This window comes from Kitasatospora sp. NPDC057965 (genome assembly GCF_042887135.1).
Classification (GTDB): Bacteria; Actinomycetota; Actinomycetes; order Streptomycetales; family Streptomycetaceae; genus Kitasatospora.
This window is the reverse complement of record NZ_JBHVPZ010000043.1, coordinates 29,016-41,697: the sequence shown is the minus strand read 5'-3', so window position 1 is coordinate 41,697 and position 12,682 is coordinate 29,016. Positions and strand designations below refer to the sequence as shown.

Genomic DNA, 12,682 nt, shown 5'->3' with positions numbered 1-12,682 from the left:
CCCCGCGCCACCCTCGGCGGGGGCCTCCCCGGGGCGTCCCCCGGCCTGTTCCGCCGGTGGGGTCCGCCCCCCCCCCCCCCCCGCCGGCCGCGCCGCCGCCGCCCGCCCCCCCCCCACGGCGGGGACCTTCGCGAGCAGGGGCAGCAACTGGGTGACGTCGTCGCGGTTGCCGCCCGTCAGTGACACCGCGAGCGGGATGCCCCGGCCGTCGACGAGGATGTGGCGCTTGCAGCCCGGTCGCGCGCGGTCGACCGGGCTCGGCCCGCCTTTGGGCCTCGTCGGGCGGCCCGGACGTGGGTGGAGTCGATCCAGGCGAAGTGCCCCGAGCGAAGCGAGGGACGCACGACCTGGAGGAGCGGGGGACACCGGGACACGCTCGGGCAGCGGGTGGGCCGGGTCGACCCCGGCCTCAATCGATCCCTGACCGGCCCGGCTCCGGCCTGCACCGGCTGCCGCAACGGCCTCCCCTTCGCCCTTCCCCACTCCGGGACCCCGCGCCACTTGCCTTCCCCGAGTACCGAGCACGGGTGGCAACCGGGTCACCATCGCGGACCACCGGACTGGGCCCTGGCTGGGCGCGGCGTGCTCCGCCCCGGCACCCGTGGCCAGCGCCAAGGGCTGTGCTGGACCAGGCCCTGCCGCCTGCCCTGCGCCGTCGGGCCACTGTCAGGGCCGTGGCCGGCCCCGTCGTCGGCCCGTCACTGCACTGGCCGGACCGTGGCCGGTCCGGCCAGTGCAGTTGCCCTCGGTGAAGGTGGCCGGTGCCTGTGCCTGTGCCTGTGCCGGGCTATGGTCGCCTGCCGTCCTGGCCTGCCCCGATCGCCCTGGCCTCTCCACCCACTGAGCAGCTGCCGACGTCACCGCCCACCTGACGAAGACCTTGGGGTCACCCCCGCGCCTGCGGGGAGGACGGTGCAGGGCTGACGGCGGTCTCGGTGTTGAGGGGCTGGCGGGCTGCGTCGATCGACGAGGAGGCTTGGACAGGCCAGGTCAGGGGCTGGTGGTGGCGAGACGGTGCGGCCCGAGGTAGTAGGAGAGGGCGGCGTGCGAGGGCCCGTCGGACACCTCGCCATCGACCAGGAGCTTGACCACCTCCGTCTCCGGCAGCCACTCCACCCGGGCGGCCTCGGAGATGTCCTGCGGTTCGCCGATCCGTGTGCACCCGGTGATGTGGTATGCGCGGAAGTGCGCGTCGCTGATTCCCGCCATGGCGTCGTACTCGGTCATCAGCTCGACGTGGCCGGGCCGCCAGCCGGTCTCCTCCTCGACCTCGCGGGCGATCGCGGCGGCCGGCTCCTCTCCGGGGTCGGCCCACCCGGCGGGTACCTCCCAGCCCCACCGGCCGGTGATGAACCGGTGCCGGTGGATCAGGAGGAAGTTCCCCTCTTCATCGGTGACGACGGCGGTGGTGGAGGCCCGGGGCATGCGGACGACGTGGTGCTCGGTGCGGCCGGTCCCGGGGATGTCGACGTCATCGAGCCACAGCTCGACCCACGGCGAGCCGTACACCTGTCGCCGCCCGTAGACCTGCCACTCCGATCCCGGCACCGGGTCCTCCTCACGCGCGTGCGAGCTGGTGCCCCGACTCTCTCACGCGCGCGGCCAGTTCCAGGACGGGCCGCTCGGCCGCCCACGGGGCGAGGATCTGCTGGAGCGTACGGGCCTGGAGCATGAGCGGCTGAACGACTGCGGTCCCTGCGAGGTCGAGGGCAGTGCACCGCCCCCGGCGCCGGCCGCGGCCGCCCTCGCCCCTGGACGCGATACGCCACGCCGCGCGGTGGCCGCCACTCGGTGGGTCGGGCGGATGAGGAGCGGTTCCCCCGCCAGGGGGAGCCGGTCCCTCCCTGCGGCGGAGGCCGCGACCGGGGGTGAGGCGGGAGATTGGAGGCAGTCGGGAAGAGCCCGACTCCCTTCTACCCGCTGAGGATTGACCATGCGAAAGCTCACCACCGCCATCGCGCTCACCACCGCAGCCGTGGCCCTCGCGGCCGGGACGGCCGGCACCGCCGCGGCCGCGCCGGCCACCCCCCTACCGGCCCAGCACCTCGCGCTGCACAGCTGGACCCTGCTCAACGAGCACGGCCCGGGCCCCAACCCCGGCGAGCGGCTCACCGCGCAGGTCAGCGCCCGTACGGTCGACGGCCACTCCCGGGGACACGTCGTGGTGCAGCACGTGTTCGAGAAGAGCGGCACCACCCGGGCCGAGTTCGACGTCGACTGCCTGACCGTCGACGGGAACGGCGCCATCACCGTGACCGGGCCCATCTCGCAGGTCGTGATCACCCCGCTTGTGGGCGAGCCGTACCTCTTCGAGGAGGGTCGGCACCCCGAGGCCGGCCTCACGTTCTACCCGACCGACGAACAGGGCGAGCGCCGGGTCGGCTTTAACCGGACCGACCCCCAGATGCACTCCGAGGTTGTCAAGTGCGGCGCGGTTCCGGCCGGCTTCTGGGTCATCGGTGGCGGGACCTTCCTGCGCCGCTAGGAGCGCGTCCCTGTGACCGGCAACCCACCTGTGTCTCGTCATCTTCCGCACGGGATGATCCCAGCATGCGTGGTCCGGAAGCGTACGCCCGCAGCCTCCCGCCCCTGTCGGCCGGGACTGCCAGGAACCGGAACCCCGCGGTGGCCCTGACCGCGGGCACGCCCCGCCGGGGGTTCGACGGTCGGGGTGTCAGTGCCAGGGGGGTCGGCCGGTGCCCTCGGCCCACAGGGCGAGGGCGCGGTGGTCGGTCATGCGGATGGCACATTGAGCGGGTGGAGGCTGCCCTGGGGCCTGGCAGCCGACGACCTGCTCGTCGACAGGCGGGCGGCGGCCCGGAAACTCGGCGTTCTGGCCGCCGGCATCTCCAACAACCTCGCGCACGACCGCTTCACCCGCCTGCCGCCGGAGGCCACTTTCCCTGCTGCGGCTGCCCTGGAACCGGACCGTCTCGATGGCAGGCGGCTGATGAAGGCATGTCGCCTGGCCGGCATCCTCGTCTTCGTCCTGGCGGTGGCCCTGGGCCGGTTCGGTGAGGAAGCGGTGATCCTCGTCCCGGCCGCGATGGCCCTCTGGCCCGTGTTCTCGTTCCTGCTCCTGTGCCACCGCCACGGCCTGGTCGAAGCCACCCGACCCACCCGCGGCGTCCGCTTGCTCCTGCCCGGCAGCGCCGCCCACCGGGGGGCGAGACCGGCCGCCCCGGGCCCGAGGTGTTCTTCTTCTGGGCCAGTCGGCGGGGTACTGCCTCGGTGCCGTGAGTCGGTCCGGCCTGTGTCCCGGGCGGGCCGCCCTATGCCTTCGGGATGGAGAAGCCGAAGGGCAGTTGGCGCATGAGGTGGTGGTAGCCGGTGGCGTCGCGGACCAGGGATTCCAGGTGGAGGACGGTGTGGATGGTCGCGAGTTCGCTGTCGGTGGGGTCCATGGTGTGCTGGCGGGAGCCGGGGACCGGGCGGGAGCCGGCCAGCGCGTTGCGCAGGGCCGAGGTGTTGAGCCCGGGCAGGGTGCCGGCTTCGGCGGCGGCGAGGGCGGTCCGCAGGGTGTCCATGCTGGTGCCGCGGACCTGGATCCGGGTCGGGCCCGGTGCTGGCTCCGGCTGGGGTTCCGGCTTTGTCTGGAGGGCTCGGAAGGCCAGGGCGGTGCGGCCGAACCAGGTGATCCGTGCTGCCCAGTTCGGGTGGGCGCTGTCGGTGGCGAGGGTGTCGAGGACGTCGTCGCCGGCGAGTTCGCACAGGCCGTGCTCGCTCAGACCGCGCGTGATGCTTCTGGCGCGGGACTGCTTTCCGAGGAGCTGTGTTCCGGTAGTCCAGTTGTCCACATCGTGGCCTGCCAGGTCTTCCAGCACGGCCCACTCGTCCTGGCGGAGCGTCACAAATCCCTCCCGCAGAGTTACGTCCGCGCGTCATCCTGCCAGGACCTCCGCTGCGTTGTACGGCGAAGTCCACAGGTCACGCTCGGCTGGCCGGTGCACACGCGCAGTCCTCCACCTGGCCTTCGAGCGACCACTCCGGCTGGTCGGCTGCCCCCGCGCATGCGGGGGGAGGATTACGAGCACACCGAGGAACCGTCCAGATGTTCCGGCTGGCCCCGCGCCTGCGGGGAGGACCTCGTATCTCTGAAGTGCTCCGCCGCTGATGCGGAAGCTCGTCTTGGGCCTTTGCGCTTGCTCGCGGTGAAGGGGGCCGGCAGCTCAGTGTCCCGGTCCGGCCGGTATCGACCGTTGAGCGGCGGACAGCCGGGACTTGGCGATGTTGCGGATGCGGCGGGTGCGGCCACTCTCAGCCAGAACCTCCAGAACGGTCACGGCTGAGGACTTCTCGGCTGTGCGAAGCTGTAGCCAGTTGGAGGCCGCGAGCAGGCTCTTGGTGTCCCACGGCTCGTCCAGGGTCATCGCCCGCAGCAAAGTCCACTCGTCGAGGCGTCGTGCGGAGAAGTCGTCCACCACAACGGCGTCGGCCATTTCCAGGTACCAGGAGGGATAGCCGGGATCCGCGAGCAGTTCAGCGGCCCGTCTGTCGAGGTACTCGCAGACGGCACTGTTCGCCATCCCTTTGTCGGGATCGGTAAGTACTCGGGCGACAAGGGCAACGGCATCCACCGGGGCCACCTCGTCGAACGCCCTCCGGTAGCGAGCAAACCGCACGTGCTCGTCCGGGTCCCAGCACGAATCCGCAGACACCGCGCCGCTCGACATCACTGTCGCCCCTCTCAACCAACTGGTGGATGGAAGCCTGCCACACACCGTGGCACCCCTGATGCATGTCGAAGCCCCGCAGAGACCCGTTCGGGTTCGGCGAGACCGGGCACGTTCATCGGTACGTGCCTGAGCGCGTTCACACAAGCACCGACACCTGTCGGCGTGCTCCGGAAACTGCTCCGCAGGGTACAGAGCGGCGTGCACCACTCGAAACGTGTCCGTGGAGGGGCGTTGAGAGGAGGCCGCTGCTTGGCGTGGCGCCCGGGCTCGGTGGGAAATCGAGCCTCGTAGCGGCATCGTAGAGTGCTCCGGGTGTCTCCGCTTGAGATCTCTGACCTGATTACCGCAGTCGACCCGGCCACCGGACGACGGCTGCCGGTTCGGCGTGCCGAGGTCGTTGAGCGGCTGCGCGCGCACGGCGACCAGCGGGCCGCGAGGATCGTGGCGGGGCTGCCCGCCGACCAGGACGGAGTGTTGGACGGGGTCGCCGTGGACCGGCTGCTGATCAGCGTGCACACCGAGCTGCAGCGCCTGAGCGAGGAACTGCGCATCGGCGAGCGCCTCGTCCACCTGCTCTGCCCGCTGTTCACCGCGATCCGGGCCTCAGGTGTGCCGGGGCCGTATCGCCTGGTCGACATCGGCTGCGGGCTGGGCTACCTGGTTCGTTGGCTCGCGGCCACCGGCGCCCTTGCTCCGGACGTCGAACTGCTGGGGGTCGACCTCGACGCGGCGCTGGTCGGCGAGGCAGGGCGTTTGGCCCGGGACGAGGGGCTGCGCTGCCGCTTCGTCCACGGCGATGCCTTCGCGCTGCCGGAGGCCGCCACCGTGTACGTGTCCACCGGCGTGCTGCACCACTTCCCCGAGCCGGCGCTGACGGACTTCTTCGCGGCCCAGGGAGGCTCCCCTGCTCTGGCGTTCTGCCACTACGACATCGCCGCGACCGGCCTCGCCCCTGTCGGCGCGTGGATGTTCCACCGCGCCCGGATGCGCCACCCGCTGGGACGACACGACGGCGTCGCCTCCGCCCGGCGGGCCCACAGCGACGAGACCCTGCTGCGGGCCGCCGCAGCCTCGGGCATGCGGCCACTGCTCTACGAGCCCCGACGCATCGCCAACCCCTTCTGCACCACCCTGCGCCCGGTCCTCGGGCTGCGCCCGCACCTGGAAGCACCTCTGCGCCAGGCCCTTGGCCGCTCCTCCCGCCGGCTCCTGGGCCCCGAGCAGCTCGCACAGGCCGCCCCATGACACCCGCCCTGCCACTGGCGGTACTCGGCGCAGTCGACGCGGCATTCAGCGGTTTCCGCGCCTATGCCGGCTGCGACGCTCGCATCCGCAAGCATCGGGCCACCACGCGCGCCGCCCTGCGCGGACTGGCCGTCGGGACCGTCCTGTTGCTCGCCCCCGCAGTGACCGCCGTCCTCCATCTGCTCACCGCCACCGACCCGCAGCGCGCCTACGCCACGCTGACCGCCGGCGGCTTGGGCTACCTGCTCCCGCTCACGCTCTACGCCACCGCGGTACTCCTCTCGCTCGGCGCCTACTTCCTCCTGCCGTTCCGCGCCGGCACCCTCGCCGTGGTCATCGGACTCGGCCCGCTCACCCTCCTGCGCCCACTGGCCATCGCCGCCGCGTGCCTCGGCGCGCTCCTCAACGGTGGTGGCTGGGCCTCCTTCCTGGTCGGTGCAGTGGCCGGCACAGCGATGCTGTCCGTCGAGCCCCTCGTCCACCATCGCTGGTACCGCCCCGCCCACGCCACACCCGGCAACGCCGTCGCCGAGCACTGATGGCGCTCCTCGCCACCTCCGGACCTTGGCGGCAAGGTCACCCCACCGACCGGCCGACCCAGCACCGGGGCGACTGCTCGCCCTTGTCGTCGTTCTCGGTCCCGTGCTCACCTCACCGCCGTGACCGGCATCGCGGCGCTCACCGATTTGCCGGTACGGTGCCGTATCACCTGCTGTTCACATTGCCGCGGGGGTCGCACGGGCGCACCGAGGGGATCAGTATGGCGACGATCACGGTGGACGTGGCAGCTCCCGACGCGCTGCGGCCGGTCGTGGATGTGGCAGCGTTGCCGGCGGCCCTCGGTGACGCGGGGCCGGCGTGGCTGGTGCTGTCCGGGGACGGACGGCTGGCGCGGTGGACGCCGGCGACCGGCGAGGTGCAGGACGTGGCCCGGTGTCGGGAGGAGAGGCTGGCGTCCGAATACGGTGGCGGTGTTCGACTGCGGCTTCATGTGTCTCGATGTGGCCGTTGGGCGGCGGTGGTTCAGGACCGCGGTCGGTACGGCACCGTCGTCGATCTCACCACCGGTTCGCCGGCGTTGAAGTTGGACGGCGGGGACTACTGCTGTGAAACCGTCCCGTTCGCGTTGGCGTTCGCCGAGCACGGTGGCCGGCCGGTTGTCGTCCATCGCACTGCCTGGAACCGGTTGGATGTCACCGATCTCGCGTCCGGCGAGGTGCTCACGGCGCGGGACAGCCCGGATGGAGACGAGGACGATGCGGAGCACGACCTCGACTACTTCCACGGCGCGCCGTCGCTGAGTCCTGACGGGACTCGTGTCTACGACGGCGGTTGGGTGTGGCAGCCGTGGGGGATGCCGGCGGTGTGGAGCCTGACCGCCTGGCTGCACGACAACCCGAATGAGTCCGAGGACGGGCCCAGCTATGCGGTGTATCCCGAGGTCTCGGAGTGGAACTGGCCGGTGGTGTGGATCGACGACGGGCGGATCGCCGTGTATGACCGGGACGATGCCGGCAGCGGTACCGTCCACGTCCTCGACCCCACCTCGATCGAACTGCGCTCGCCGGGCGTCCGATGGATCAAGGCGGTCGCGACGTTCCCCTGGCCGGTCGGCGATCTCGGCTTCTTCACCGACGGAGAGCATCTGCTGATCGCCGACGAGGCCGGTCTGCAGGGCGTCGACATCATCAGCGGACAGCAGGTGTTCGCGATCGACGGGTTCCGCCCGGCGCGTCAGGATCGACATACCGGAACGCTGATCCAGGTCGGCAGCGCCACTGCCCGGTTGTGGACGCCGCCGAAGTGGACTGCGCGCGCCGGCTGAGCTGCCATTTCCCGCGGGGTGCCGAGCAGGAGAAAATCCGCGAGTCCACACGGGAAGGGCTCGACACCGCCTCTCGCAAGGGCAAGCACGGTGGCCGACCGCCGGTCATCACCGACGACATGCTGCACACCGTGGTGCGGCGCCGTGCGAACGGCGAGTGCGTCGAGCAGATCCAGCCCGACCTGATCACCCCCACCGGCAAGCGCAAGGAGCGCAACCTCTCGGTGGCCGGCACCTACCGGGCACTGGCCGAGCACGCCGAACGCGAGGCGTACCCCGACGCTGCCGAGAAAGCCCCCGCCGACCGACCCGACGAGCCGGGGACCCGGCAGCCGGCACGTCCGCACGGCCCTTGGCGCATGCCGGTCGGGACGGCCTGTCGGAGGGCGTCAACGCTGCTCGACCGCGGGCCGGTCGGTGGCGCCGACGACTCGCGCCAGCTCGCCTGCCGATTCGGGGGTCAGGCGGTAGAACCCCTGAAGACTGATGGAACGTTCGAGGCGGCCGTCCACCACGTACTTCAGGCCCCGGGTCCGGCCCCGGAGGTTGCGCCAGGTCAGCCGTTCCAGCAGGTCGCCGGGTACCGGGGTCTCGAAGTCCACGGGCGTGGCGTCCACGTGCACGGGTGCCGCGCCGCAGCCGGCGGCGCCGAGCATCGACCAGTCGTCGTGGCCCGGGAAAGCGGGGTCGTTCCACGTCACGGGCGCGGTGCCGCAGCAGTCGCGGCGCTCCCTGTCGAGCACGCGCATCCGGCTCACCACGAACACCTCGCGCCGGTTCACGTGCAGCGCGTACACCTCGTCGCCGACCCGGGCTCCCGACCAGGACGGCAGGGAGGTGTGCACCCCGCTGTAGGCGACCGGCGGCCGCTCGCCCACACGTCCGGCCCGGCGCAAAGCACGGCAGGTGTCATGAGTCCACAGGACGGTGAAGGCATCAGGCATGCCGTGATCGTAGGAACGAGGTCCGACATTCCCCGGCCGGACCTTTCCGGGACTGGCCGAGCTCCGGTGGCGTGGGGCAGATCGCCTGCCGGAGGACAGTCCGGTACTGATCGGGTGCGGCGGCGGCGAGCAGCCGGGAGCGGACGGTGGTGGCGGCCTCCCGGGGCGGCGGGTCCTCTGGAGGAGCCGGAACAGCGAGTCGAGGGGGCGAGGCCGGCGTAGAAGGCGAGGTGGGCGGCGCTCGGGAACGCGCTCGCGTCGCCGACGTCGATCAGGGCGCGGGCGCAGGTCCGGCGGGCGTGGGTCATCGCGACAGCCGCCCGCCGGGTCTCTCGCCGGGCAGGGGCCGGTGGTGCCGGCGGGCGGCGGTCTCCCGCAGTGCCCGGCGGGCCCGGCCCGGGCGGGCCGGCCTGACGCGGTGGTCGTGGTGAGCGCGCGGGCCGGCTCGCCGTCCGCCCGCTCCCAGACGGGGCTGTCGGCGGAGCTCGCCCACCAGGTGGTCGACGGCCGCCGGGTCGGCGCCGAACGTGTGGGCCCGGCCGGCAGCTTGGTCGGGGACGTCCTTGTCCAGGCTCTCTTCAGGGGGTGTTTCCCGCGGTGCGAGGGGGCGGGTATGTAGGATCCGGGTTTCTGGGCCGGGCCTCGCACCCACCCTCGCCGGCCCCGGCCGGTGACCTGTGTCACGGGAACCGGTGTTTCGGCCCGGACAAGGCATGACGTGAACCATCCACACTCCCGGCTGCGGGCCGGGAATCCCGAAGCGTTCCGCGACCTGTTCCGGGACCACTCCTGCCTGGTCTACCGCCACGCCGTGCGCGTGACCGGGAACTGGGCCCTGGCCGAGGACGTGGTCTCGCTGACCTTCCTGGAGGCCTGGCGCCTGCGCGGCAAGCTCCGCGACGAGGGCGACAGCCCACGCCCCTGGCTGATGGGCATCGCCGTGAACGTGCTGCGCAACACGACGCGAGCCGCCCGCCGCCACAGCGCGGCCATGTCCCGTGTGCCCGCCGCCGACGCGGTCCCCGACTTCGCGGACGAACTCGTCGGCCGCATGGCCGACTCCGAGGAACTCGCGGCCGCCCGCAAGGCCCTGGCGCGCCTGCGGCGCCCGGAACGCGAGGTCTTCGCGTTGTGCGTCTGGTCCGGGCTCGGCTACGCCGAAGCGGCGACCACCCTCGGCGTGCCCGTCGGCACCGTGCGCTCGCGTCTGTCCCGCGCACGCACCCGGCTGCGCAAACTCGCGGACGAGGAACTGCGCGCCACGAAGAACAACACGGAACCCCTCCGGCCCCCCGGACAAACACAGGGCAGCCGCGACACCGCGGCCCGGCCGCACAAGGAGACGCACCGATGATCCGCAACCCGCGGCGGCGCAACGAACCGCTCGACCACGCGGAACTGGCCCGCCTCCTGCCCGCGCCGGCCGACCCCCGCCTGGCGGCAGACCGCCGGCACCTGCTCGAGGACCACCTGATGAACGAGATCCACCACTCCGCCCACACCCCCGCGCCCTCCCCTCCACGCCGCCCGCTGCGCCGTGCCGCCCTGATCGCGGTGCCGGTCGCCGCGGCCGCGGCCCTGGCCCTGGTCGTCTCCTCGGGCGGCTCGCCCGGCACCACGACGGTGGCGGCTCCGCGGCTGGTCAAGGCGCCCGTCGTGCAGATCGAGGAGGGGAGCACCGTCCAACTCGCCTCGACGGTCCGCGAGATCGCTGCCGCCGCAGCCGCGACGGCGAACGCCACGCCCCGGCCCGGACCGGGCCAATACATCTACATCAAGAGCAGGGTCTCCTTTATGGCCTCCAGCCTCAACGCGGACACGGGGGAGTCCGCCACCTGGGTCCAGCCGCTGCACGACCGTGAGGTGTGGAAGTCCCCCGACGGCACCAAGGGCTGGCTGGACGAACCGGGCTACCAGGACAAGGGCGGTATCACGCTGGACAACGGCGATCCCCGCAAGCAGCAGACCTACCAGTGGCTCGCGACCCAACCCACCGACCCCGAAGCGCTGTTGAAGTTCGCCTACTCGACGGTGAGCGGCACCCGCGACCGTGACCAGCAGGCGTTCAACGAGATCGGCTCCGTCATCCGCGAGCAACTCGTGCCCGCCGGCCTCGCCGCCGCGCTCTACGAGGCGGCCGGCAGGATCCCGGGCGTCGTGGTGGTCGAGCACGCGCAGGACGCCTCCGGCCGCGACGGGATCGCGCTGGCGCGTCTGGACCCGCAGACCGGCGAGCGGTCGGAGTGGATCTTCGACCGGGACAGCCACCAGTACCTCGGCAGCCGCGGCGTGCAGATCCGCGAGGTCAACGGCGTCAAGCCCGGCACCGTCGTGGAGCGCACGTCCATCGTCACCCGCGCGGTCGTCGACGCCAAGAACCAGCGCCCCGGGGCCGGGCAGGCCACGGCCTGACAGCCCGGTGCCGGCCGGGGCGCCGCCCCGGCCGGTGCCGCCGGTGATCCGCGACCGCGACCGGCGGTTCGCCGCGACCGGTGAACCGGACCGCCGGCCTTGAGTCACCCCCAGCAGCGTGCCGGATGCCACAGACCTCTTCGCGTGGGGCGGTGGTGAGGGTCGCGCCCGCCACTCGCCGCGTACAGGGCCTTGGCCGAGCACGCCCAGTCGAAGTTCCGGCTGTGCGCGAGTTCCAGGAGCACCGCGCCGAAGCCCGGCCCGTACCGGTGGCACGGCCGGTCGATCCCGCCCCGTCCCTCCCGCGGCACGAGGGGCCGGGCCCGGAGCACGTCCGGCAGTGGGCGCGGTTCTCGGCGGGCATGACCATCGTGCCGTGGCGACGTGGCTGACCGGCCGGTGCGCAATGCGGGTGACCGGCGTCAAGCCGCCGGGTACCGCTTGACGGACGGCGGTCGTTCTGGGCGACGGCCGGGCCGTCCCGCTGCGCCCTGCCCCGGGCCGCTGTCCTGGTCGGCCCCCGATGGGCCCTGGTCAGTGAGCCGGCCCGGTGTCGTTGGGCAGTTCGGCCACTACGAGGGCGACGGCTTCCTCGGGGCTCGCGGTGTGTGCGACGACGTCTCCCCTGTCTCGTACGACGTATCGCCCGTCAGGGCGTGGGTCGATGGAATACCCGACCCGGGCGTACGGGAAGTGTGCGCGGGTGGAGAACCAGAGCATGAAGTGGCTGGTGACCGGTGTCAGCCGGCGCAGTTCCGGCCGGGCGTAAGCCGCCTCCAGGAGGGCGAGGTTGCGGGGGGTGCGGTCCCACGGCGACAGGCGCAGGGAGTCGAGCTTGTGACACCACGCCAGTTCGACCGGGTCGAGCGGCTCACGCTCGTGGGCGAGGGCCCAATCCCCGAACTGGATGAACGGGGCGGCGTCCCGGATCCGTTCGAGGTCCGCACCGCCCGTCCAGGCGGCCGCGGCCCTGACCACGGCGGTCAGCTCCGCAGTCATCCCGGTGGCGAGCCAAGCGCCCTGTTTGTGGCAGCGCACCCAGTAGCCACGCTCATCGCGCAGGAGACGCACGACCACGCGCCGACCGTCGTTGTGGAACTCCGCCTTACGTTCCCACGTGTCCTCCGCCATGGGGAGGGAGAGGCCGAGCCGGGCGGCTGTGCGGCACAAGGTGTCCGCGAGGCTGCCGTCGCTCTCCGGTCGGAGGTGGGACACCGGGCCGGGGAGATGGTTCGTCGAGGAGGAGGCCATGGCCCCAGTGTGCGGGTGAACAGCGGTGCCGACCCGGGTGTCGAGTACCCGGGAGGCGGCCTGCCCTCCCAACGCTCGTTTCCCTGTCTGCCGGCAGCCGGAAGGGGCCCATGCCGCCAACCCTGGGTGAATTGAGCACACCTGCATCGGTCTGGTCCGCTTCCTTCCCGCTGAGCCGTGGACACTGCCCGCCGCTGTCCCGCAGCGATGCGTGTGCCGCACGCCCCCGGTGTCCGTGGAGTGTCGAACGCGCTGTCACCAGGGTGTGGACGCAGGCTTCCTGGAGCGGGGAAGCCTGTGCCGGAAGGCGCGGCGTCGCCCGTGTCGGC

General features: G+C 72.3%; 12 protein-coding genes and 2 pseudogenes. 6 read left to right on the top strand and 8 right to left on the bottom strand.

Features of this window, described 5'->3' with window-relative positions; translation table 11 throughout:
• Positions 1–87 precede the first annotated feature (87 nt).
• Both ACFVVU_RS35905 and ACFVVU_RS35900 read right to left on the bottom strand, forming a co-directional pair.
• Positions 88–314 (bottom strand): annotated as a pseudogene (locus ACFVVU_RS35905) (transposase); the annotation flags it as partial.
• 676 nt (positions 315–990) lie between these two features.
• Positions 991–1,548 (bottom strand): NUDIX hydrolase, encoded by a 558-nt coding sequence (locus ACFVVU_RS35900; protein ID WP_380682866.1) that lies wholly within the window; start codon positions 1,546–1,548, stop codon positions 991–993.
• Between the two features lie 385 nt (positions 1,549–1,933).
• On the opposite strand from ACFVVU_RS35900, the gene ACFVVU_RS35895 reads away from it, so the two are divergent.
• The gene (locus tag ACFVVU_RS35895; protein WP_387794046.1) at positions 1,934–2,485 is read left to right on the top strand and encodes a hypothetical protein; all 552 of its coding nucleotides are present in this window, start codon (positions 1,934–1,936) and stop codon (positions 2,483–2,485) included.
• Between the two features lie 189 nt (positions 2,486–2,674).
• Here ACFVVU_RS35895 and ACFVVU_RS35890 read toward each other — a convergent pair whose 3' ends face one another.
• The 3 genes from ACFVVU_RS35890 to ACFVVU_RS35880 all read right to left on the bottom strand — a co-directional run bounded on the left by ACFVVU_RS35890 (position 2,675) and on the right by ACFVVU_RS35880 (position 4,673).
• Positions 2,675–3,088, bottom strand: a complete 414-nt coding sequence (locus tag ACFVVU_RS35890) for a hypothetical protein (RefSeq protein ID WP_387794045.1) — start codon at positions 3,086–3,088, stop codon at positions 2,675–2,677.
• A 184-nt stretch (positions 3,089–3,272) separates the two neighbouring features.
• Positions 3,273–3,851 carry a hypothetical protein gene (locus ACFVVU_RS35885; RefSeq protein WP_387794044.1) on the bottom strand — a complete coding sequence of 193 codons (579 nt, stop codon included), beginning with the start codon at positions 3,849–3,851 and terminating at the stop codon, positions 3,273–3,275.
• Positions 3,852–4,169: 318 nt separating this feature from the next.
• On the bottom strand, positions 4,170–4,673 hold the full coding sequence (locus ACFVVU_RS35880) for a hypothetical protein (RefSeq protein WP_387794043.1): 504 nt from the start codon (positions 4,671–4,673) through the stop codon (positions 4,170–4,172).
• A gap of 315 nt (positions 4,674–4,988) precedes the next feature.
• Between ACFVVU_RS35880 and ACFVVU_RS35875 the strand changes: the two genes are divergently transcribed.
• The 3 genes from ACFVVU_RS35875 to ACFVVU_RS35865 all read left to right on the top strand — a co-directional run bounded on the left by ACFVVU_RS35875 (position 4,989) and on the right by ACFVVU_RS35865 (position 7,746).
• Positions 4,989–5,921, top strand: coding sequence for a class I SAM-dependent methyltransferase (locus ACFVVU_RS35875; RefSeq protein WP_387794042.1), 933 nt, complete (start codon positions 4,989–4,991; stop codon positions 5,919–5,921).
• The gene (locus ACFVVU_RS35870; RefSeq protein WP_387794041.1) at positions 5,918–6,460 is read left to right on the top strand and encodes a hypothetical protein; all 543 of its coding nucleotides are present in this window, start codon (positions 5,918–5,920) and stop codon (positions 6,458–6,460) included. The genes ACFVVU_RS35875 and ACFVVU_RS35870 overlap by 4 nt, the downstream gene beginning before the upstream one ends.
• 221 nt (positions 6,461–6,681) lie before the next feature.
• Entirely contained in the window at positions 6,682–7,746 is a 1,065-nt protein-coding gene (locus ACFVVU_RS35865) for a hypothetical protein (RefSeq protein WP_387794040.1), read from the top strand.
• 389 nt (positions 7,747–8,135) lie between these two features.
• Here ACFVVU_RS35865 and ACFVVU_RS35860 read toward each other — a convergent pair whose 3' ends face one another.
• Positions 8,136–8,690: a hypothetical protein gene (locus ACFVVU_RS35860; protein WP_387794039.1), complete on the bottom strand. Its 555-nt coding sequence runs from the start codon at positions 8,688–8,690 to the stop codon at positions 8,136–8,138.
• Between the two features lie 155 nt (positions 8,691–8,845).
• Positions 8,846–8,983, bottom strand: a pseudogene (locus ACFVVU_RS35855) (transposase); the annotation flags it as partial.
• Positions 8,984–9,408: 425 nt separating this feature from the next.
• Here ACFVVU_RS35855 and ACFVVU_RS35850 point away from each other — a divergent pair.
• Both ACFVVU_RS35850 and ACFVVU_RS35845 read left to right on the top strand, forming a co-directional pair.
• Positions 9,409–10,044 carry an RNA polymerase sigma factor gene (locus tag ACFVVU_RS35850; RefSeq protein WP_387794038.1) on the top strand — a complete coding sequence of 212 codons (636 nt, stop codon included), beginning with the start codon at positions 9,409–9,411 and terminating at the stop codon, positions 10,042–10,044.
• On the top strand, positions 10,041–11,102 hold the full coding sequence (locus ACFVVU_RS35845) for a CU044_5270 family protein (RefSeq protein ID WP_380682851.1): 1,062 nt from the start codon (positions 10,041–10,043) through the stop codon (positions 11,100–11,102). Before ACFVVU_RS35850 ends, ACFVVU_RS35845 begins: the two co-directional genes overlap by 4 nt.
• 534 nt (positions 11,103–11,636) lie before the next feature.
• Here ACFVVU_RS35845 and ACFVVU_RS35840 read toward each other — a convergent pair.
• On the bottom strand, positions 11,637–12,353 hold the full coding sequence (locus ACFVVU_RS35840) for a DUF6193 family natural product biosynthesis protein (protein ID WP_387794037.1): 717 nt from the start codon (positions 12,351–12,353) through the stop codon (positions 11,637–11,639).
• Positions 12,354–12,682 lie beyond the last annotated feature (329 nt).